The organism is Polyangium spumosum (genome assembly GCF_009649845.1).
Lineage (GTDB): Bacteria > Myxococcota_A > Polyangia > Polyangiales > Polyangiaceae > Polyangium > Polyangium spumosum.
Window position 1 is genome coordinate 135,533 of record NZ_WJIE01000017.1, and the last position, 22,074, is coordinate 157,606.

At 69.9% G+C, this 22,074-nt stretch carries 15 protein-coding genes; 7 read left to right on the forward strand and 8 right to left on the reverse strand.

Features of this window, described 5'->3' with window-relative positions:
- Positions 1-145: 145 nt before the first annotated feature.
- The 4 genes from GF068_RS36860 to GF068_RS47250 form a co-directional block, all read right to left on the reverse strand.
- Complete coding sequence (locus tag GF068_RS36860; protein WP_170319890.1) at positions 146-1,546, reverse strand: sigma 54-interacting transcriptional regulator; 1,401 nt, start codon at positions 1,544-1,546, stop codon at positions 146-148.
- On the reverse strand, positions 1,543-6,186 hold the full coding sequence (locus GF068_RS36865) for an nSTAND1 domain-containing NTPase (protein WP_170319891.1): 4,644 nt from the start codon (positions 6,184-6,186) through the stop codon (positions 1,543-1,545). The genes GF068_RS36860 and GF068_RS36865 overlap by 4 nt, the downstream gene beginning before the upstream one ends.
- Before the next feature lie 93 nt (positions 6,187-6,279).
- Entirely contained in the window at positions 6,280-6,996 is a 717-nt protein-coding gene (locus GF068_RS36870) for a hypothetical protein (protein WP_153824238.1), read from the reverse strand.
- Between the two features lie 167 nt (positions 6,997-7,163).
- Complete coding sequence (locus GF068_RS47250; RefSeq protein ID WP_338046728.1) at positions 7,164-8,018, reverse strand: DUF6929 family protein; 855 nt, start codon at positions 8,016-8,018, stop codon at positions 7,164-7,166.
- 142 nt (positions 8,019-8,160) lie between these two features.
- Here GF068_RS47250 and GF068_RS36880 point away from each other — a divergent pair, with 142 nt between their 5' ends.
- From GF068_RS36880 to GF068_RS36910, 7 genes are all read left to right on the forward strand, one after another.
- Positions 8,161-10,134, forward strand: a complete 1,974-nt coding sequence (locus GF068_RS36880; protein ID WP_338046729.1) for an alpha-1,4-glucan--maltose-1-phosphate maltosyltransferase — start codon at positions 8,161-8,163, stop codon at positions 10,132-10,134.
- Entirely contained in the window at positions 10,131-13,445 is a 3,315-nt protein-coding gene (gene treS / locus GF068_RS36885; protein ID WP_153824241.1) for a maltose alpha-D-glucosyltransferase, read from the forward strand. Before GF068_RS36880 ends, treS begins: the two co-directional genes overlap by 4 nt.
- Positions 13,446-13,521: 76 nt before the next feature.
- Positions 13,522-14,316, forward strand: coding sequence for a haloacid dehalogenase-like hydrolase (locus GF068_RS36890; RefSeq protein ID WP_153824242.1), 795 nt, complete (start codon positions 13,522-13,524; stop codon positions 14,314-14,316).
- 3 nt (positions 14,317-14,319) lie between these two features.
- Positions 14,320-15,405, forward strand: a complete 1,086-nt coding sequence (locus GF068_RS36895) for an ABC transporter ATP-binding protein (RefSeq protein ID WP_153824243.1) — start codon at positions 14,320-14,322, stop codon at positions 15,403-15,405.
- Positions 15,402-16,676 (forward strand): ABC transporter substrate-binding protein, encoded by a 1,275-nt coding sequence (locus GF068_RS36900; RefSeq protein WP_153824244.1) that lies wholly within the window; start codon positions 15,402-15,404, stop codon positions 16,674-16,676. Before GF068_RS36895 ends, GF068_RS36900 begins: the two co-directional genes overlap by 4 nt.
- Positions 16,673-17,551: a carbohydrate ABC transporter permease gene (locus GF068_RS36905; protein WP_153824245.1), complete on the forward strand. Its 879-nt coding sequence runs from the start codon at positions 16,673-16,675 to the stop codon at positions 17,549-17,551. The genes GF068_RS36900 and GF068_RS36905 overlap by 4 nt, the downstream gene beginning before the upstream one ends.
- Entirely contained in the window at positions 17,548-18,357 is an 810-nt protein-coding gene (locus GF068_RS36910) for a carbohydrate ABC transporter permease (RefSeq protein WP_153824246.1), read from the forward strand. The genes GF068_RS36905 and GF068_RS36910 overlap by 4 nt, the downstream gene beginning before the upstream one ends.
- 5 nt (positions 18,358-18,362) lie before the next feature.
- Here GF068_RS36910 and GF068_RS36915 read toward each other — a convergent pair whose 3' ends face one another.
- The 4 genes from GF068_RS36915 to GF068_RS36930 form a co-directional block, all read right to left on the reverse strand.
- On the reverse strand, positions 18,363-18,785 hold the full coding sequence (locus GF068_RS36915) for a hypothetical protein (RefSeq protein ID WP_153824247.1): 423 nt from the start codon (positions 18,783-18,785) through the stop codon (positions 18,363-18,365).
- 105 nt (positions 18,786-18,890) lie between these two features.
- Positions 18,891-19,382 carry a thiol peroxidase gene (gene tpx / locus GF068_RS36920; protein ID WP_153824248.1) on the reverse strand — a complete coding sequence of 164 codons (492 nt, stop codon included), beginning with the start codon at positions 19,380-19,382 and terminating at the stop codon, positions 18,891-18,893.
- A 70-nt stretch (positions 19,383-19,452) separates the two neighbouring features.
- The gene (locus tag GF068_RS36925; protein WP_153824249.1) at positions 19,453-20,283 is read right to left on the reverse strand and encodes an SDR family oxidoreductase; all 831 of its coding nucleotides are present in this window, start codon (positions 20,281-20,283) and stop codon (positions 19,453-19,455) included.
- Between the two features lie 7 nt (positions 20,284-20,290).
- Positions 20,291-22,057: a TolB-like translocation protein gene (locus GF068_RS36930; protein WP_153824250.1), complete on the reverse strand. Its 1,767-nt coding sequence runs from the start codon at positions 22,055-22,057 to the stop codon at positions 20,291-20,293.
- Between the last annotated feature and the right edge of the window lie 17 nt (positions 22,058-22,074).

Sequence of the window (22,074 nt, forward strand, 5' to 3'; positions counted from 1 at the left end):
ACAATCGCAAGCCGCATACCACGCCGGGATCGAAGCAAACCCACGAGGAAACAGCGGCTCCTCGTTCGCTTCGTGGCGGCCGTCGGGTGTACCAGTGACGTCACATGGCTGTCTCAGGTACAGCCGGCGCCGCCGCGCGCTCCCCTCACCCGCGGAAATCGTCCGGATGGATACCGAATTTCTGCATCCACCGGTGAATCTGCATCCGTGACTTCCCCGTGACGCGCGCCACCGAGCTCACGTTGCCCTGGTGCTTCTGGAGCAGCGATACGAGCTGCTCGCGGAGCTCGCCGGGGCTCGAGGACAGGCCGCCGCTCGGCGCGAGCTGCACCGGCGCCGTCGTGACGCTCTCCGGCAGGTTCGACAGCTCCACCACGCCCCCTTCGGCGAGCGCCACGGCGACCGTGAGCACGTTCTCGAGCTCCCGGATGTTGAGCGGCCACGTATGCGAGAGCAACCGCCGAGCCACACGGACGCTCAATCGGGCCGAGGGAGCGCCAGGGATATTCGAACGCCGCAGGAGGTCGCCGATCAAGAGCCCGAGGTCCTCGATGCGCTCGCGGAGCGGCGGCAGCGTATGCTGATACCCCGAGAGGCGCGCCAGGAGGTCCGTCCGGAACTCGCCCTCGAGGCAGAGCGTATCGAGCGGCTGGTTCGTCGCCGCGATGACGCGCACGTCCACGCGTGTCGGGCGCGCGCCGCCCACGGGCACGACCTCGCGCTCCTGGAGGACGCGCAGGAGCGCCGCCTGCGCGTGTAATGGCATGTCGCCGATCTCGTCGAGGAACAAGGTCCCCCCCTCCGCGCTGCGGATATAACCCGGCTCGTCCCGCTGCGCGCCGGTGAACGAGCCCCGGACGTGGCCGAAGAGCTGGCTCTCCAGGAGCGACGAGGGCAATGCGCCACAATTGACCGCGACGAACGGACCTCGCCGGCCCGAGAGCGCGTGCATTCCTTTGGCGAGGACCTCCTTGCCCGTGCCCGTCTCGCCGAGGAGCAGGGTCGTGATCGGCAAACGCGCGACACGAGCGAGCGCCGCGAGGTCCGTGGCAATGGCAGGATCGAGGCTCATGTACCCCGTCACCTCCGGGGCGCGAGACGCGCTGTCGAGATCGAGCGCCTCGTCGCCGGACACAGGCAAGGCGGCGCGATGACGCAGCACGACCGAGCCTACCTCGATGAGGTCCCCGTCCTGAATGGGCGCGCGAGAGACACGCTCCCCGTTCACGCACGAGCCATTCTTGGAGCCGAGGTCCTCGAGGAACCACGCGGCGCCCTTGCGAACGAGGCGCGCGTGCGCCTTCGAGACGCTCGGCGAGGGGAGGCGCAGCACGAGCGTCCGCGCGCCCCCCTCGTCGACGCGTGACACCTCGCGCGAAGGTCCGCGCCCGATCGTGATCCCGTCGACCCCGGAAAGACAGTATCGCGCCCCGCCGAGGGACGGGTTGTCACAATGCATCACGACGAAGAGAAAGGGGAGCCGGTGAGAGCGCGCGCTCAGCTCGTGCTCGGGTAGCTCCTCGGTCATGGTGACCGGCTGGTTCATGGTGGCGCGATGATAGCGCGACTCCCCCGCCGCGTGGTGTCGCTCGTCGACGTGATCGCGACGCGGCGACGGCACGCCTCCTCCCCCTCGCGCGCCTCGGCCTCCGTGACGCCGAGGAGCTCGACGCGGAGCGCGGGCGGGGTGCAATACGACGTGGCGGTCCAGAGCCGCGCGTCGTCGGGGCCGGAGAAGGGGCGCACGTCGGGCCATACCCAGGCAAACTTGTCCTCGTAATGGACCGCGATACGATCGCCGCCGGGGCTCCAGGTCGCATTGCTCAGGGCGAGCGTGGCGCTCTCGAGCACGAAGGGCGCCCCGGATCCGTCAACGTTCCGCACGCGCACCTTCCCGTCGAGCGCCGACGTCAGGACCCGGCTGCCATCCACGCTGAAGCTGCCGTTGATGCCCCCTTCCTCCGGCGCGCCCGCGGCGATCGGCGCGCCGAGGCCATCGCCGCTCCACGGCCGCAGGGTGCCGTCCGCGAAGGCGAGGATCAGGCGACGCCCGTCCGGCCCGAAGAACCCATTGAAGATGGCCTTGGGCCCTCGGATCTCGACGGGCGGCGCTTCCCCGCGGGTATCCCAGATCCGAGCGACGCCCTCGTTCGATATCGTGAGGACCCGCGAGCCGTCCGGGCTCCATTTCGCGAATCGTACGGTGCTCTCGTGGTGGCCGAGCGGGGAGAGCTCTCCGCGCTCGTCGACGTCCCAGAGCCAGACCGTGCTGTCGGTGGTATCCATGACGAGGACGCGCTTCCCCGACGGATCGAAGAAGGCGCGAATCCACTTGAACTCGTCGCGCGTCCGTTTCGTCACGCTCCCGAGCTCGACGCCGCGCTTGCTCCACAATCCTATCGTGCCGTCGAGGGACGCCGTGACGAGGCGCTCCCCGTCGGGGCTCCAGTCGAGCATCTGAAACGCGCCGCCCGGAGCGCGGAGGACGATGGGCGCGGCGGAGCCGTCCACGGTCCATACCCGCGCGGTCTTGTCTTCGGACGCCGTGGCGAGGCGCGCGCCGTCGGGGCTCCACCGGACGAAACGGACCTCGCTGGAATGGCCGCGCAAGACCTCGCTCTCGCCGGCGCCGTCCGCGTTCCATATCCGCGTGGTCCCATCAAACGAGGCCGTGGCGATGCGCTTCCCATCCGGGCTGAAGACCAGCCCGCGAATCGTGTCCTCGTGACCCCGGAGCAACGTCGGCGCGACGATGTCACCCAGGTGAAAGCGGCGCTGCGTGCCGTCGAGCGAGGTCGTGACGATTCGCTCCCCGTCCGGGCTGAAGGTCGCGGTATACACCCAGTGCCCGTGGCCGCGCAGGACAATCGGGCTGCCCCGGCCGTCGGCGCGCCAGACACGCGCCGTCTTGTCCTTGGACGCCGAGGCGAGGCGCGCGCCGTCGGGGCTCCAGGCGACGCTCAAGACCTTCTCCTCGTGGCCACGCAAGACGAGGAGCTCGGCGCCCTGCGCGCTCCACACGCGCACCGTCCGATCCCGGCCCGCCGTCGCGATACGCGTACCATCCGGGTGAAAGCTCGCCGCGACGACCATGTCCGAATGCCCGCGGAGGAGCGTCGGCTCGCCTTTGCCATTCGTGTTCCATACGCGCGCCACCCCGTCCAGGGAGGCCGTGACGATTCGCTCGCCGTCCGGGCTCCACGCGGCGGACTGCACCTCCGTCTCGTGCCGCAATACGAGCAGCTCTCGCCCGTCGTCCGCGCTCCATACCCGTGACGTCCTGTCGTCGGACGCCGTCACGACGCGCCGACCATCCGGGCTCATCCGCGCGGTGTTCACCATGTCCCCGTGCCCGCGCAGGACGAGCGGCTCCCCGGACCCGTCGGCGAACCATATCCGCGCGGTGCCGTCGAACGACGCCGTGACGACCCGCGCGCCGTCCGGGCTCCAATCGACGGACCAGACGAGCTTCTCGTGCCCGCGCAAGAGAGCGCGCTCCACGAGATCGTCGCCCAGGATCCGGGTGGTGTGGTCATCCATCGCCACGGCGATACGCGTGCCGTCGGGGCTCGTGACGGCCGCATACGCGACGCGGGTGGGCGAGGTTCGCCACACGTCGCGCGCGACGCCGGTCGAGAGCGCGGCGCTCACGAGCTCGGGCCACTCTCGGGGCAGGTCGGGGGGCTCGATTTCCCGCAGGAGCGCGAGCGCGACGGTGGGATCGTCCTCGCGTTTTCTCGCGGCCAGGATACGCGTCGCATTGCGACCCCGGAGCGCCTGGAGGGCGAGCTCGGCGTTTTGCTCGCGGACCCGCGCCGCCTCCTCGTCCGCCCTCCGCGCCTGCGTCCGCGCGTCGAGCCCGAGGACGAGCACCACGCCCGCGACGGCGCAGACGAGCGCGAACGCGCCCGCGAGCGTCCGATTCCGCCTCCGCCGGTCCTGGTCGGCGAGGCTGATCACCGCGCGCAGATACCGCTCCTCGAGCGGCCCGATCCGCGCGCCGGGCGCCTCGGCCGGGGCGCGCCGGTGCCGCTCCAGAAAGGCGCGCGCCTCCTCCGCCGCGCGATCACGCCAGAGCATCCCCGTGGGCTCGCCGTCGGCGTGCCATTGCGAGGCGACGGCGCGCAGGCGCGAGAGGAGACGCGCGTCTCCCGCATTCTCGTCGAGCCAGCGCGAGAGCGTCGGCCAGCGCTCGATCAGCGCCTCGTGCACGAGCTCGACCTTCGCGCTCCCCTGCTCGGCGTCCGTATCCACGAGCAAGAGCCTCGCGGCCACGAGGCGCGACACGATCGCCTCCACCGCGGCGGGCTCCTCGCCGAGCGCCACGAGCTCGCGGAGGGTCGTGATCGCGCGTGTTCGCTCCGGCGTGACGAGGCGCAGGGCGATGGCGCGGCAAAGCCTCTGGTCGGGCGCCGAAAGCCCCGAGACGACCTCGTCGGCGTGTCTGGCGAGGGCGCCGCCGACGCCGCCCATCCTCTCGTAGGCCACGCGCGTGAGCATTTTTTGCTGCCTGTCGCGCGCCTCCCAGAGCGCCGTGGCCGAGAATTGCAGGAGCGGGAGCGGGCTCTTCGCGCGGGACAGCTCCTCCAGCATGTCGGCGATCATCACCTCGCTCTCGAATCGATATCCCGCGGCCATCACCGGCTGCGTCAATGCCTCGCGCAGGCCCTCTTCGCCCACGGGCGGCAAGAAGAAGAGCCCGGCGCCGACCTGCGCCATGAAAGGGCGATCCTCGGCGATACGATCGAGGTAATCCGAGCGGACACAGACGACGACGCGCAACGGCGACGAAGCGTCGTCCGCTGCGCCGAGCAGGCAGGCGAGGAAGGCGGCTCGCTCGGCCGCGTCCGGGGCCAGGGTATGGAGCTCCTCCAGTTGATCGACGAATACGAGGAGGCGCGAGGACGAGCCCTTGGCGCGGCACCACGCGCGGAGCAGCGCCCCGAAGAGGGCCGGCTTTTCACCGAGATCTCCGTCGACGGCCTCGGGCGCGAGGGCCTCGCGCAGCGCCGCGAGGGGCGCGCGGCCCGGACGAACCCAGAGGACATCCCAGTCCTCGCCGCTGCGCCGGAGCGCGGGGATCACGCCGGCGCGCACGAACGACGATTTCCCTGCGCCCGAGGGCCCGGCCACGGCGACGAGCGCCTGACGACCGAGCGTTCCCAGGACGGCGACGACGTCGCGCTCGCGGCCGAAGAAGTGGTCCGCGTCCGACTCCTGGAATGCGGCGAGCCCCGCGAAGGGACAAACCCCTTCGGCGATCGACGGGGCTCGGGAGCGCGTGATCCATGGCTCGAGGGCCGCGAGGAGCTCGTCCGCCGAGGCGAACCGCTCCTCCTTTTTTTTGCGCAGGCAACGCTCGACGATCTTCGAGAGCCCCGCGAGCTCCGGCCGAGCGTCGGCGAGGCGCGGCATCGGCGTCTCCCGATCGGTGACCTGCGCGAGCCGACCCGCCGTGAGCGGCGCGAGCGGGTGCGCGCCGGCGAGCAGCTCGTACAGGATGACGCCCGCGGCCCAGAGATCGCTGCGCGCGTCGATCTCGTCGCCGCGCCATTGCTCTGGCGACATGTAGGCGCGTGTCCCTTCGCGCCGCCGCCGCTCATCGGCCCCTGCGGGCCTCGCGATGCCGAAATCGAGGACCTTCACCTGCCCGGCGTCGAGCAGCATGATGTTCTCCGGCTTGAGGTCCCGGTGGACGATCCCGCTCTTGTGGGCCGCGGCGAGCGCGCGGACGACGGACGCCATGATATCGAGCGTGAGCCCCCGCGGCAGCGCGCGGCCCTCGCCCCCTGGGCTCGAGGAGATCACGCGGCGCAGCGTGCGTCCCTCGAGGTATTCGAGGACCATGTAGGGGCGCCCGTCGACCGCGCCGATCTCGTAGATCACGACGATGTTCTCGTGCCTCGCGCGAGCCGTGAACTGGGCCTCGTCGAGGAGACGCGCCCCCGCGTGCCCGTCGTCGTGGAGCAGCTTGATGGCGACCAGCCGACCGAGCTTCGTGTCCCGCGCGAGGAGCACGCTCCCCATTCCACCGACGCCGAGCGTGCGTACGATCTCGTAATGCTTGATGAAGCCGTCGAGCGGCGGGGGGGCGCTCGCGGGCGGCGCGGGCGGCGCGGGCGCGGGCCGCTCCGACACGGGCGGCGTGTCTCCCGCGCATGACTCCGTGTGCGTGCGGCTCTCCATCCCCGCTGCGGATCCTACCATGGATCCCGAGCGGGCCGCAGGCGTATCATCGGCGGCCGGGGTCGTCCGCTCGGTATGCCCGCGAGGGCCTCCTCAATCGACCTGCAAATGCCAATGCGGCGGCGCCGACTCCTCGAGCAGCGTCACGCCTTTCGCCTCGTTCACGGCCGCGACGAATGCCTTCTTGTCCCTCGACGACATATCGCGGCTCCGCACGTCCACCGCCCCGGCGCGCAGGTGCGCCGAGATGTACACGCCCCGCGTGATCTGCGCCCGCAGCACGTCGTACATCGCCTCGACCACGTCGTCCGGCGCCTTGCCTTTCGCGCGCGCTCTCTCGTAGGCCTGCTTGATCTCCCGCGCGGCCTCCTTGTTCCGGTAGAGCCGCATCGGATCGCCGCCGAGGCGCAGCATCTTGTACATGGCCTTCGCCTGCCTCGCCGCGTCCCGCGTCCCGCTCGTCACCGTGAGGTGTTTGCCCGTCCTCCGGAAGTACGCCTCGTCGATCTCGTCGACCTTGTCCGCGACGGCATCGGCGAGCGTCACGTCGGGCAACGCGCTCCAGGCTGGCTCCTTTCCGCCCCGCGTCGACCTCTCCAGGCGCGGCGGGGACAGCGGTGGCCGAGCGGCTTCCTCGGGCGAGAGCGGGGGCAGATCGTCGCAGTCGAGGGCGAGCGGCACGCGTGCCTCCGCCGTCGAGCTCGGCGGCGACAGGAACGACGTATCGAGCTCCACGCCCTCGCGCGAACAGCCGGCGCTGGGGGCGAGGAGGCAGGCGAGGACGACCGTTCGGACGAGCGAGCTCCACATGGGGCGCCCGTGATGTTGCACCGGCCGCGCGGGCGCTCCAAAAAAGCGACGTCCTTTCGCGGCGCTGTGGGGTGTTCCGCGCGAAATTTGGCGGTGCAGCGGGCGGGCAGGGCGAGAGCTCGTCCCGGTCGTCTCCTCGCGGAGGCGGCCTTCGTCAGTGGTGAACCTCAGAAAAACCCTTCCAGCCCGATCTCGCAGAGCTCCGCGGGCCGCTCGGGGTCGTCGGGATCGGTCACCGCCCATATCGTCTTTCGCGCCGGATCGAGCGTGATCCCCTCCACCTTCCGGCACGAGCCTTCCCCCGACGGCTCCTCCAGGAGCGCATACCTCGCCTGATCCCCGGCGAAAAACCCCACGGCGGCGCCCACGACCGGCCCGTCGTCGATCGCGTTCGGCGTGCCCTCCGCGACCGCGAGGTAAAGCGTCCGTCCCCCGAACGCCGTCGCGTCCGTGAAATGCAGCGGCACGCCGCCCGCGAATCCGAGGTCGTACACCACCTGCCCGAAGAGCTCCACGCCGCGCCCCTCGAGCGCGTTTTTCGCGACGTTCACGACCGCGCTCGCCCCGGCCCCCGCGCCGCGATGAAAGAGCCGCAAGACCTCGCCGGAAAGCACCGCGCCCTCGATGTTCGGCCGGATCCCGAGCCTCGCCTCGACCGCGTCGAAGAGCGCGCCGAGGTCCGCGACGTGCACGCGGCCCGCGTCGAGGTCGAGCGAAGCCTTGTACCTCCGCGTCTCCGCCGAGCCCGACCCGAGGATCGTCACGGCGCGCCCCGGCCCGACGAACGCCGCCTCGAAATCTGGTTTTTGCGCTTTGGGCAGGGCCTCGCCGCCGCCCGCGAGCGTCACGCGCTCCATCGCCCCCGAATCCGGATCGACCCACGCGACGGAGAACGCGTCGTCCTGGATCACCAGCAATCGTTGGTCGTGCCAAACCAGCGCCGAGCCCGCCCGGAGGCCGTGGAGCGGCCTCGACGAGCGGATACGAGCGCGCAGACGCGGATCGTGGGACGCCTTGATCACGACGTCCGCCTTTACCCGGGCCCGGGCCTGGCGACAACCTTTCCTCGCTTCCGTCCGCTCGCTCGAGCAACCTCCCTCGACCGAGGCGCATCGAAGCGCCTCGGTGGATCTCGACAAGCTCCCTGAAGAAGGCCGCCGGCGTGTGCAGATCGAGCGCGTCCGTCCCGAGATCGACGGCGGGCGCTTCCCGATCAAGCGGATCCTCGGCGACAAGATCGACGTCTCGGCCATCGTCTACGCGGACGGACACGACGTCCTCGCCTGCGCGCTCCTCTATCGCCCGGCCCCGTCCGTGGGCGACCCCGATCCGCCCTGGGTCTCCGTCCCGCTCGAGCCCACCCCCGAGCCCGATCGTTTCGTCGCCTCGTTTTCGCCCGACACGCTCGGCCTCTGGCAATACACCGTCGAGGCCTGGATCGACCGGTACGGCACGTTCCGTCGCGACCTGAAGAAACGCGTCGAGGCGGCCCAGGACGTCTCCGTCGACATCCTCGACGGCGCGACCCTCCTCGAACAGGCCGCCAGGGACGCGACCGGCGACGACGCCCGCTCGCTCGCGGACATCGCCGCGCGCCTGCGTGACCACACCCTCTCGCTCACCGAGCGGATCACGCTCGCGCTCGACAGCGGCCTCTGCATGGCCGCCGCGCGCCACCCCGACAAACGCCTCGCCTCGCGGTATCCCGGCGTCCTCGAGGTCGTCGTCGACCCTGAAAAGGCGCGCTTCTCCGCCTGGTACGAGCTCTTTCCCCGCTCCTTCGGCCCCGAGGGCCGCCACGGCACCTTCGCCGACGCCGAGGCGCGATTGCCGTACGTCGCCGAGATGGGCTTCGACGTGCTCTACCTCCCGCCGATCCACCCGATTGGCCAGACGAACCGTAAAGGCAAAAACAACACCCTCGTCGCGGAGGAGGGCGACGTCGGCAGCCCCTGGGCCATCGGCGCCCCCGAGGGCGGGCATACCGCGGTGCACCCCTCGCTCGGCACCCTCGACGATTTCGACAGGTTCTTCCAGGCCGCAGAGCGCCTCGGCATCGACGTCGCCCTCGACATCGCCCTGCAGGCCTCGCCGGATCACCCCTGGGTCCACGAGCACCCGAGCTGGTTCCCGCGCCGCGCCGACGGCACGGCTCGTTACGCCGAGAATCCGCCCAAGAAATACCAGGACATCCACCCCTTCGAGTTCGAGACGGAGGAGTGGCCCGAGCTCTGGCGCTCGCTCGAGGGCATCTTCCGCTTCTGGATCGCCCGCGGCGTCCGCTTCTTCCGGGTCGACAACCCGCACACGAAGGCCCTCCCGTTCTGGGAGTGGCTCATCCGCGTGATCAAGCGCGACCACCCCGAGGTCGTCTTCCTCTCGGAGGCCTTCACCCGCCCCGCGCTCATGTACGGCCTCGCCAAGCGTGGCTTCACCCAGTCGTACACGTATTTCACCTGGCGCGTCTCCAAGGACGAGATCACGTCCTACATGCACGACCTCACGAAGACCGAGGTCGTCGAGTTTTACCGGCCAAACTTCTGGCCGAACACGCCCGACATCCTGCCCGAGCACCTGCAGAACCGCGAGCCCTCGGCCTTCCTCATCCGCCTCGTCCTCGCCGCCACGCTCTCGAGCTCGTACGGCATGTATGGCCCGGCGTTCGAGCTCATGGAGCACAAACCCCTCCGCGAGGGCGCCGAGGAGTATGCGGACAGCGAGAAATTCGAGCTCAAGCGCTGGGACCTCCGCCGCCCCGACAGCCTCCGCCCCATGATCTCGCGCGTCAACCGGATCCGGATGGAGCACCCCGCGCTCGCCCGCAACGACAACCTCCGGTTTTTCCACACCGACAGCGACCTCGTCCTCGCGTATGGCAAGACGCACGGGGACGACACCCTCATCGTCGTGGTCAACCTCGACCCGTATCACCGCCACGGCGCGTGGGTCGAGCTCGATCTGCCGGGCCTCACGGACGCGGGGCGCGGCTTCGAGGTCCATGACCTCCTCTCCGGCGCGCGTTATACGTTCCGGGGAACACGAAACTGGGTCGAGATCGATCCGCGGACGTCGCCCGCCTGTGTCTTCCACGCGCGCAGGCTCGCCCGCAGGGAGAACGATTACGAGTATTTCCTATGAAGCGTGATCCCCTCTGGTACAAAGACGCCGTCGTCTACGAGCTGCACGTCCGCGCGTTCAACGATCAGAACGGCGACGGGATAGGGGATCTCCCGGGCCTCGTACAGAAGCTCGATTACCTCCAGGACCTCGGCGTCACGGCGATCTGGCTCCTGCCGTTCTACCCCTCCCCGCTCCGCGACGGCGGCTACGACATCGCCGATTACACCGACGTCAGCGAGAGCTACGGCACGCGCGAGGACTTCGCCCGCCTGCTGAAGGAGGCGCACGAGCGCGACATCCGCGTCATCACCGAGCTCGTCCTCAATCACACGTCGAGCGAGCACGCCTGGTTCCAGCGCGCGCGCCGGGCCCCGGCGGGCCACCCGCACCGCGATTTCTACGTCTGGAGCGACGCGCCGAACCGCTTCGAGGAGGCGCGCATCATCTTCCAGGATTTCGAGAGCTCGAACTGGGCCTGGGACCCGATCGCGCGGGCCTACTACTGGCACCGCTTTTATGCCCACCAGCCCGACCTCAACTTCGACAACCCTGCCGTCCACGAGGCCCTGCTCGAGGTCGTCGACCTCTGGTTCGACATGGGCGTCGACGGCATGCGCCTCGACGCCGTGCCCTACCTCTACGAGCGCGAGGGGACGAACTGCGAGAACCTCGACGAGACACACGCCTTCCTGAAGAAGCTCCGCGCCCACATCGAGGCGCGATATTCAGGAGGAAAAATGCTCCTCGCCGAGGCGAACCAGTGGCCGAGCGACGCCGCCGCCTATTTCGGCGCCGGCGACGAGTGCCACATGAACTTCCATTTCCCGCTCATGCCGCGCATGTTCATGGCGGTCGAGCTCGAGGACAGCTTCCCCATCGTCAACATCCTCAAGCAGACCCCGACCATCCCCGAAACCTGCCAGTGGGCCACGTTCCTCCGGAACCACGACGAGCTCACGCTCGAGATGGTCACCGACGAGGACCGCGATTACATGGTGAAGGTCTACGCCGAGGAGCGCAACGCCCGCATCAACCTCGGCATCCGCCGCCGCCTCGCCCCGCTCATGCGCACCCGCCGCCGCATCGAGCTCATGAACGCCCTGCTCTTCTCGCTCCCCGGCACGCCCGTCCTCTATTACGGCGACGAGATCGGCATGGGCGACAACATCTTCCTCGGCGACCGCGACGGCGTCCGCACGCCCATGCAATGGAGCTCCGACCGCAACGCCGGGTTCTCCCGCTGCAACCCGCAGCGGCTCTACCTGCCCGTCATCGTCGACCCCGAGTACCATTACGAGGCCGTCAACGTCGAGGCCCAGCAGGCGAACCCGCAGTCGCTCCTCTGGTGGATGAAGCGCCTCATCGGCCTGCGCAAGCAATACCCCGTGTTCGGCCGCGGCACGATCGAGTTCCTCCACCCCGACAACCACCGCGTCCTCGCGTTCGTCCGCTCCTACGACGACGAGCACGTCCTCGTCGTGGCCAACCTCTCGCGGTATGGCCAGTTCGTCGAGCTCGACCTCTCGCGGTACCGCGGCATGGCGCCCACCGAGCTCTTCGGCCGGACCCGCTTCCCCGAGGTCGAAGGCAAATATTCGCTCTCGCTCGGGCCCCACGATTTCTTCTGGTTCGGCCTCGAGCGCGCGGCGCCGCTCTCGGTCGCCGCCCGCGAAGAGCTCCCGGTCCTCGTCGCCTACCAGTCCATCGAGAGCCTCGTGAAGCGGCCCGAGGGGCGGCGCTCGCTCGAGGCGATCCTCTGCAATTACCTCCCGGCGCGCCGCTATTTCCGCAGCAAGGGCCGCGCGCGCTCCAGCGCCTCGATCCTGGACGCCATTCCGCTCGGCGAGGCCGGCGCGCCCCTCGCGTGGCTCCTCTTCGTCCGCGTCGACTTCGCGTCCGGCCCCCCGGAGACGTACGTCCTGCCCATCGCCTTCGCGACCGGCGAGCGCGCGCGCGAGCTCGAGGTCAGCGCCGCCCACGCGTGTATCGCCGCCGTCCGATTGCACGTGAGCGACGGACAAACCCAGGTCATCGAGGGCACCCTCGTCGACGCGGTCGTCGACCCCGACCTCGCGAGCGCGCTCCTCCGCTTCGTGCGCGCGGGCGCGAAGTTCTCCGGTGTCCGCGGCGAGCTCCGCTTCCTGCCGCACCCCTTCCTCGCGGGCGTCCCCGAGGAGGCCACCGAGCGCGGGCGGCTCCTCTCCGCGGAGCAATCGAACTCCATCCTCGTGTATGGCGAGACCGTGATGCTCAAGATCTTCCGCCAGGTCGAGGAGGGCATCAACCCCGAGTTCGAGATCCAATCGTTCCTCGACAAACAGGGGTACACGCACGTCCCGCGGCTCGGGGGCGCCGTCGAATACCAGGGGCCGGGGCGCGACCGCACCGTGCTCGGGATGGTCCAGCAATGGATGCCGAGCCGGGGCAACGCGTTCCAGGCCGCGCTCGAGTCGCTCGACCTCTTCTTCGATCGGGTCCTCGCCGAGGAGGCCTCGCGCGCCGGCGCCGCGCCGCCCATGCCGCGCGGCACGTTCACCGAGCGCGGGCGCGGGCCGCTCCCGCCCCACGCGCACGACCTCCTCGGCGCGCAGACCGTTTGGCTGAACAAACTCGGCCAGCGGACGGCGGAGCTCCACGCCGCCCTCGCGGCCGACACGCCCGACGCCACCTTCGGCCGCGAGCCCTACTCCACGCTGCACCAGCAATCGCTTTATCAAGGCGCGCACACGATGCTCGCGCGCACCTTCGACGCATTGCGGAGGCGGGCGCGCGCCTTGCCCGAGGGCGCGCGGGACCTCGCGCGGGAGATCGCGAAGCGCGAGGACGAGGTAGATCGGCGGCTCAAGGCGATCAGCGCGCGCAAGCTCGACGCCACGCGCGTCCGTTGCCACGGCGATTTCCACCTCGGGCAGGTCCTCTTCACCGGCGAGGACTTCATCTTCATCGATTTCGAGGGTGAACCCACGCGCCCCCTCGCGACGCGCCGCTTCCGCCGCACGCCGCTCCGGGACGTCGCCGGCATGCTCCGCTCCTTCGATTACGCGGCGGCCTCGGCGCTCTCCTCCGGCCGCGCGCGGCCCGAGGACCTGCCCGTGCTCGAACCCTGGACGCGGGCCTGGGTCGCCTGGGCGGAGGCCGTCTACCTCGCCGGTTACCTCGGGGCCGCCGCGCAGAGCGAGCTGCTCCCGAAGAATGACGCCGACACCGACCTCCTGCTCGATTTCTACGTGCTCGAGAAGTGCATCTACGAGATCGGCTACGAGCTCGACAACCGACCCGATTGGATCACGATCCCGCTGCGCGGGCTCTCGCGGATGCTCGACGGCTGAGCTCGCCGCGGTCGCGCCGCGCCCGGCCGCTGGCCCGTTTTCCCCTCCGCGCCGCGGATGTGGTAGGGGGGAGACCGTGCAAGACGGTCGAACCCCGGTCCAGGAAACCCCCGAGGGCGTCGTTCGGCGCCTCTCGGCCGCGCGCGCGGCGCTTCCGCGCGAACACGACGCGGTCCTCGCCTTCGACGCCGATGGGACGCTCTGGAAGGGCGACGTCGGCAACGACCTCTTCGAGGCGCTGATCGCCGCCGAGGCGGTGCGCGAGGAGGCGCGCGCGGCGCTGCTCGTCGAGGCCCGCGCCGCGTGTTCGACCGAGGACGGCAGCACCACCACGATCGCGCGCGGCCTCTTCGCCGCGCTCGCCGCGGGCACCTACGACGAGGCGCGCGCCTTCGCCATGATGGCGTGGGTCTTCGCCGGGTATTCCCTCGACGAGGCGCGCGCCTTCGCCAGGCGCGCCATCGAGGCGCGCGGCCTCGAGGCGAGGCTGCATCGATTCCTTCAGCCCATCCTCGCCTGGGCCGAAGCGGAAAACGTGCCCGTCTGGGTGGTCTCCGCTTCGCCGCGCTGGATCGTCGAGATGGGCGTCGCATTCCTGGGAATCCCGGCGAGCCGCGTCGTCGCCATGACGCCTCGTATGCAGGACGGCCGCATCAAGCCCGAGCTCGACGGGCCGCCCATTTACGGTGATCACAAGCCCGTCTCGCTTCGTGACGCCTGTCCGGGCGCGACGCTGCTCGGCGCATTCGGGGATTCGAGTTACGACGTCCCCATGCTCGCCGCTTCGCGCGTGCCGGTCGCGGTGCGCCCGAAGGCGGGGTTGCTCGCGCGCGCGGCCGAGGTGCCGAGCCTCGTCGTCGTCGGAACCTGAGCCATGGCGGCCATCGAGCTCCGCGGCCTCGTCCGCCGGCACCCCGGCGCCGAAATGCCCGCCCTCGACAAACTCGATCTCGACGTCGAGGACGGCGAGATGCTCGTGCTCGTCGGCCCCTCGGGTTGCGGCAAATCGACGACGCTCAGGCTCGTCTCCGGCCTCGACGCCCCCGACGCGGGCACGATCCGTATTGGCGACCGCGACGTCACGCGCGTCGCGCCGCAGGACCGGGACGTCGCCATGGTCTTCCAGGGGTATGCCCTCTACCCGCACATGAAGGTGCGTGAGATCCTGGCCTTCCCCCTGAAAATGCGCGGCGTCTCGCGGGCCGAGAGGGAAAAGAAGGTCGGCGAGGCGGCGGAGCTGCTCGGTTTGTCGAAGCTGCTCGATCGTCGTCCCGGCGAGCTCTCGGGCGGCGAGCGGCAACGTGTCGCGATGGGCCGGGCGATCGTGCGTTCGCCGCGGGTGTTTTTGTTCGACGAGCCGCTCTCGAACCTCGACGCCGCGCTCCGGGCCGAGCTCCGCGTCGAGCTCGCCTCGCTCGTGCGGCGGCTCGGGGTGACGAGCATGTACGTCACGCACGATCAGGTCGAGGCGATGACGATCGGCGATCGGATCGCCGTGATGAAGGGCGGCATCTTGCAGCAGGTGGGCGCGCCCAAGGCCATTTACGAGGCGCCTGCGAACGTCTTCGTGGCCTCGTTCCTCGGCAGCCCGGCGATCAACCGCATCGAGGTCGAGCCGCGGGGCGACAAGCTCGAGGCGCCCGGGTTCTCCCTCGCCGCGCCCGCGGGGCTCGACCTGCCGGCGCGTGTCGTCGTGGGCGTCCGCCCCGAGCACGTGCGTATCTCCCGGGAAAAACCCGCCCCCGAGAATCTCTCGTTTTCGGCGGAGGTCGTGCACGGCGAGCCGCTCGGGGCCGAGACGTACCTCTACCTCGACGCGAGAGGCACCCGCATCGCCGCGCGCCTGCCCGGCTGGGGCGTGTTTTCGCCGCGGGACCATGTCACCTGCGCCGTCGACGTGCGCCATTGCCTCTTCTTCGACGCCGCGACGGGGACGAGGCTCGTGGAGGCGCGCGGATGAGCGGCAGGCGCCTCGGACGGCGGGACGTGTTGATCGAGCTCGCCGCCTCCTTCGCCGCCCTCGCGGGGGCGAGCTGCACGCGCGCCGGCAGGGAGGGCGAGGCCTCCTTGTGGTTCGCCTATGGCGGCAACAACCGCGAGGTCCTGCTCTCGCTCGTCGATCGCTTCAACGCCGAGCAGAGCGCCCACCGCATCAGGGCCATTTACCAGGGGGATTATTTCGAGGCCCTGGCCAAGCTCCGCACGGCCATCGCGGCGCGCGCGGCGCCTGCGCTCACGCACGTCGTCGGCGAGGTCGTGCCTTACCTCGCGCAAGCCGGCACCCTCTTGCCGATCGACGAGACCCGGGAGGCGACCGGCGATATCGTCCCGGCGCTCGGGCAAACGGGGACCTTCGTCCGCGGCGGCGAGCGCCCGATCCTCTGCGCGCCCTTCAATCGCTCCACGCCCATCGCTTATTACAACCGCGCCCTCTTCGCCGAGCTCGGCCTGCGCCCGCCCACCACGTGGAGCGAGCTCGAATCCGTGGCCCGCGCCGCCACGCTCCGCACGAGCGACGGCCAGGTGACCCGCCACGGCTTCGCTTGCCCCATCGACTGGTGGTTCTGGGTCGCGCTCGTGGGCCAGGCGGGCGGGACCGTCGTGGAGGACGACGGCACGCCCTCGCTCGGGGGTGAGGCCGGCGTGCGCGCGCTCGAATTCTGGCAGCGGCTCGTGCACGAGGAGCGCACGATGAAGCCGCCGCCGGGTCGCGATTACAATGCCTGGCAGGCCACGAACACCGACTTCCTCGCGGGCCGGGTGGCCATGATCTGGACGTCGACCGCGTTCCTCAAATACCTCGAAAACAACGCGAAATTCCCGGTCGGCGCCGCGCCTTTGCCGGCGGACGTGCGCCGGAGCGTGCCCACGGGCGGCACCATGTTCGTCATGCCCGCCGCCTCGCCCGAGAGGGAGCGCCCCGCGGCCCGAGCCTTCCTGCAATGGATGATGCTCCCGCGGCAGGCGAACGAATGGGCGACGCGGACGGGGTATTTGCCCGTCTCGCAAAAGGGCCTCGCCGAGCTCGAGGCGAGCGGCTATTACGGCGAGCACCCGAACGACCGGGTCGCGCTCGATCAATTGAAAGACGCCTTCGCGTGGCCCTGGGCGCCCTCGCTCTTCCGCATTCAGCGCGAGGCCGTGCAGCCGCGGCTCGAAGAGGCGGTGCTCGCCCGGAGGGACGCGCGGGCCACGCTCGACGAGGCGCGCCGCGCCGCGGGGGAGCCATGACGCCGAAGCGCCCGCGTGATCCTTACCTCTTCCTCGCCCCCACGGCGCTCGTCCTCGGCCTCTTCTTTTTCTGGCCGCTCGCGCTCGTCTTCAAGAACAGCTTCTACGCCTGGGACATGCTCACGCCCCCCGAATGGGTGGGCGCCGCGAATTACGCGCAGATCCTCACGAGCGGCGAGCTCTGGGGCACCCTCGCGCGGACCCTCTCCTACAGCGTGGTCGTCGTCGTCGCCTCCCTCGGCCTCGGCCTCGGCCTCGCGCTCGCCCTCGATCGGCCCGGGAAGCTTTATGCCTTCGTGCGCGGCGCGGTCTTCAGCGCGTACGTCGTCTCGTGGGTCGCCGTCGCCCTGCTCTGGATGTGGATCCTCGACGCCGACGGCGGCCTGCTCTCCACGCTCTGCCGCGCCGTCGGCGTCGCGCCGAAGAACTGGCTCGGCGACCCTGCGATCGCGCTCTACACGCTCGCGGCCGTCAGCGTCTGGAAAATCACGGGGTATTCGATGGTGATTTTCCTGGCGGGGTTGCAGGACATCCCGCGCTCCTTGCACGAGGCCGCGGCGCTCGACGGCGCCGGGCCCTTCTCCCGTTTCCTCCACGTCACCTGGCCCATGCTCCGCCCGAGCGCCTCGTTCGTCGGCACGACCAGCCTGATCCTCTCCTTCCAGGCCTTCGACGTCGTCCGCGTGATGACCCAGGGCGGGCCCGTGAAATCGACCACGGTCTTCGTCTACGCGATCTACGAGCACGTCTTCGTGAACCTGCGTGTCGGCCGGGCGAGCGCGATGACCGTCTCGTTTTTCGTGCTCCTGCTCGTGCTCACGGCATTGCAGCTCCGGCTCTGGCGGCTCGGCAAGACGGACACGAGGCGGGCATGATGAAGAAGGGTCGCTCGTGGATCCCGCTCGCCGTCGTGGCCCTCCTCTGGGTCGGCCCGTATGCGTGGATGGTCTCCACCTCGCTCCGGACCTTGCCGGAGATCGTCGCCGCGCCCGCGTGGCCCATCCCGAACTCCATTCAATTCGAGGCCTACCGCGAGGTCCTCACGACGATCCCCGTCGGCCGTTATTTCCTCAACACCACGGTCATGGCCGTGGCCATCGCGCTCCTGCAGATCCTGCTCGCCTTGCCGGCCGGATATGCCCTCGCGAAATTGCATTTCGTCGGCAAGAAGGCCGCCTTCGCCCTCGTGCTCGCCTGCCTCCTCATCCCGGCGCAGGTCACGTTCGTCCCGGTCTTCTCGATGCTCGGCCCGCTCGGCCTCGTGAACACCTTCGCCGCGCTGATCCTCCCGTTCGGCGTGAGCGCGCTCGGCACCTTCCTCGTGCGGCAAGCCTTGCTCTCCGTCCCCGACGAGATGATCGAGGCGGCGCGGCTCGACGGCGCGAGCGAGCTCCGGATCGTCTACGGCCTGCTCGCGCCGATGTTACGGCCGACCCTCGCCTCGCTCTTCCTCTTCAGCTTCGTCTTCCATTACAACGATTATTTCTGGCCGCTCGTCATGACCACCGACGACGACGTGCGCACCTTGCCCCTCGCCGTCGCCTTGCTCCGCGAGCAGGGCACCGGCGTGCGCTGGCACATCGTGATGGCGGGGAACGTGATCCTGAGCCTGCCCGTCCTCGCGCTCTTCGCGGCGGTGCAGAAGCAGATCCTGCGCGCGGTGACGGCGCGGGCGGGGTAGCGCGGCTAGCGGCGCACCAGGAACGGATTGACCAGGCTCGCCGGCACCGTCGTCCCTGCGGCCTGCGTGGCGGGCGACTCGTTGATGACCCGGCGTGGGATGCGGATCGGCTTGGGCTTGGGCTTCGGCAACGGGCGCGGCTCCGGCTCGACGGCGGGGCCGAGGGCGAGCTCGATCGAGGCCTTGGCCTTGGCGATCTGGGCGAGCGCGTTCGCGCGGTCCTTCGGCCGGGCCGCGGAGGCGAGCTCGACCTCCTGCTCGGCGCGCTCGAGGAACGCGAAGCCCCGCGCCAGCCGGAGCCGCGTGACCTGCTCGGCGCTCGGCTGCTCCCCTTCACACGCCGACGACTCCTGCACGGCGCCCTTGCCGACGACGATCACGAGCGCACCCGCGAGCACGAGCGTCGACACCTTCCAGACGTTCACCATGGCTTCCTCCCTACCGGGCGCGATCCTCCTCGCGCGATCCGCACGTAGCGACGAGGGGCCAGGATGTGACCAACTTTTTTTCGGGAAGGCGTGAGGAGAGGCGGATCAGCCGAGGGCGGCGATCGCGGCGTCGTAGTTCGGCTCCTGCGCGATCTCGGCGACGAGCTCGGCGTGCAGGATCTTGTTGCCCTCGTCGAGCACGACCACGGCGCGCGCGGTGAGGCCGGCGAAGGGCCCCTCGGCGATCTCCACGCCGTAATCCTTGCCGAACGACGAGCGGAACGCGGAGAGCGACTCGCACTTGTCGATGCCCTCGGCGCCGCAGAAGCGCTTCTGCGCGAAGGGCAGGTCCTCGGAGATGTTCAGCACGGTCACGCCCTTCTCGGAGGCGACCTTGTTGAACTTGCGCACCGAGATGGCGCAAACGGGCGTGTCGATGCTCGGGAAGATATTGAGGATCTTCTTGCCCGAGAACGACGACAGCGTCGCCCGCGACAGGTCCCCGCGGAGGAGCTGGAAATCGGGCGCCGCGTTGCCCTTCGTCGGCAGGTCCCCGGACGTGTGGATCGGATTGCCCTTGAGCGTGATCTTCGCCATGATGGTTTGTCTCCGTGTTTGGCGCGGAGTGTACACCGTCAGACCCGGACGACAAGGCCCGAACGTTCCCCTACGTGACGTCCGGCAACCCCGCGATCCCCACGAGCTCGGCGCTGACCTCGTAGAGCTTGCGTTGCAGCCTTCGATCCAGCGAGCGCGTCGACGAGGGCTCCTCGTGCTCGTCGGAGAAGTATTTGCCCGTCACCGCGGCGAGCTCCGGGTCCGTGGCGAGCCGGACGGACGTCGCCGCGCCCTGCGCGACCGTGCCCCCGCCCATCCCGAAGCCGCTGCGCAGGAGCTTCGTGCCGATCACCCCCGGGTGCAGCGCGTTCGAGGTGATGGCCGTGCCCGCGAGGCGCCGCGCCATTTCATACGCGAAGAGCACGTTCGCGAGCTTCGACGCGGCATACGCCGCATATCCATGAAAATATCGCTCCGAGGTCAGATCCGTGAAATCGATCTGCCCGCGGGTGTGGGCGATCGAGCTCACCGTGACGATACGCCCGGCGTCGCTCTTTCGAAGCGCGGGCAGGAGCAGGTGCGTGAGCAGGAACGGGGCGAGGTGATTGACGGCGAACGTCGCCTCGAAGCCGTCCTCCGTGAGCTTTCGCTCGTGCAGGAAGACGCCGGCGTTGTTCAGCAACACGTCGAGCCGCGGCGCGCGGGAGGCGACCTCCGCGGCGAGCGCGCGGACGGCGGACATCGACGCGAGATCCCCGGCGACGGCCGTGACCTCGCTCGATCGGCTCTCCTTTTCGAGCGCCTCGCAGGTGGCCCTGGCCTTGGCCTCGGTCCGCCCGTGGACGAGCACGTGGTGGCCGCGGCGAAGCAGCTCGAGCGCGGTCTGGCGCCCGATTCCATCGGTCGCGCCGGTGACGAGGACGATCCGCTGCTGGGACATGGGGTTTTTACTCCGGCGGGCCAGCGTCCTTCACCGCGACCGAGCCGATGAGGGACATGTTGCGACGCTCGTAGTTCGGGTCGTCGCTCGTGGACTCGAAATAGATACGCGAGCCGTCCTCGGAGAACACGGGATACCGCTCGTTCCAGGGGTTCTCCGTGAGCATCCGAGTGTTCCCTTGCTCGATGTCGTAGAAAAAAACGTCCCCGAACCGGGTGAACGCGACGCGCTTGCCGTCGGGCGAAAAACTCGGGTTTTGCACGGCGTACACCACGTTCACCGGCAGGATCTCGCCCGCGTCGACGTCGACCAGGGCGAGGCGCGTGCTCGACCCGCCGCGCTCCGCCACGAGTTTTTTCCCGTCGCGGCTCGCCTCCATGGTGTCGAAGCGCTCCTCCGCGGGCACCTGGAGCAAGGGCTTCGCCGCGGGCGGCGAGGCGCCGAGGTCGGCCACGTACAAGGTCTGTCGCGGCGGCGCTTCGGCCTCGCTCGGCGTGTACAAGAACGCGAGCTTCTGCGGGCCGACCCAGGCGAAACCCGAGAAAAAGCCGCCCTCGGGCAGCCGTTCGAAGAGCGTCTTGCCGTCGTCGAGCGAGACGACGGCGAGCTTCCCCGGGCAATCGCGGCAGGGACGGTCGTAAAGCGCCGCGGCCTTTCCCCCGGGCGCGACCTTCGGCGAGGAGAAGCGGTGCTCGGCGTCGATCCGGAGGCGGCGCGATGTGCCGTCCGGGTCGACGACCGTGAGCGTCTTCGCCCAGCCGAAGAGGTCCTCGGCGAAGACCACGCGGCTGCCGTCGGGAGCGGCCGCGGGATAACTGAAGAGGTGATAACCGCTCCAGAGGACCTTGCGTTCGCTGCCGGGCGCGCGCCATTCGAGCGTCTCGAGGCCCGTGATCCACGAGAGCTTCATCGTGCGCGGCGCGACGAACGGCGTGATCGGGGCGGTCTTCACGAGGACGCCGGGCGTGGCCGAGCCTCCGAGGGCGTCGTCCGCGCCGATGGCGCTGTGGTAGGTGATCTTCGCGGGCCCCTTCTCGAAGATCCGGCGGCGGTTCTCCAGGTCCTTGTAGGTGCGCTCGGCCTCGTTGAGGCGCTCGCCGCGGACCTCGACGTATTTCTTCGCCTTGGCCACGTGGCCGGCGAGCTTGATGTCGTTGCCCTTGAAAATGGCGTCGATCGCCGGGTGCTTGACGAGGTGGGGCGCGACCTGGTCGAACGCCTGCAGCGCGAGCGTCTCGGCGAGCCTGCGCAACGCGTCGGCCTTGCCTTTGCCGCCCGCCCAGCTCACGAGCCGCCCCGCCTGCGGGACCTCGTCGCGGACGTGGCGGACCTCGATCGACGCGTCGGCGCGGACCTCGAAGTATCCACCCTCGACGGGGTGTTCGATCATCTCCGGCGTGAGCTTCGCCTTCACCACGAACGCGGCGCGCAGCGTCTTCGCGGCCTCCTCGGGGCTCTCGGCCTCGCGCAGGACCTCGAGCACCTCGGGATCCCCGGCGCGCACGGGCTCGAAGCCGATGGCGTCGAGGCGCTGGCAGAGCTCGTTCACGAGCAGGGCCGAGGCGCGCGAGCCGTCCCAGAAGTGACCGTCGAGGTCGACGGCGACGACGACGCGTAGCGGCTCGGGTTCGCGGAGCGAGCGCAGGCTGAAGAAGGCGCCCGCGCCGGCGAGGGCCAGGAGCGCGCCGGCCAGGGGCCAGAAGCGGCGTTTTCTGGGCACGAGCTCCGGCGGGATCTCGGTCTCGGTCGCTTCGGGCTCGGCAGGAGAGGTCATGGCCGTAGCCTCGCGCA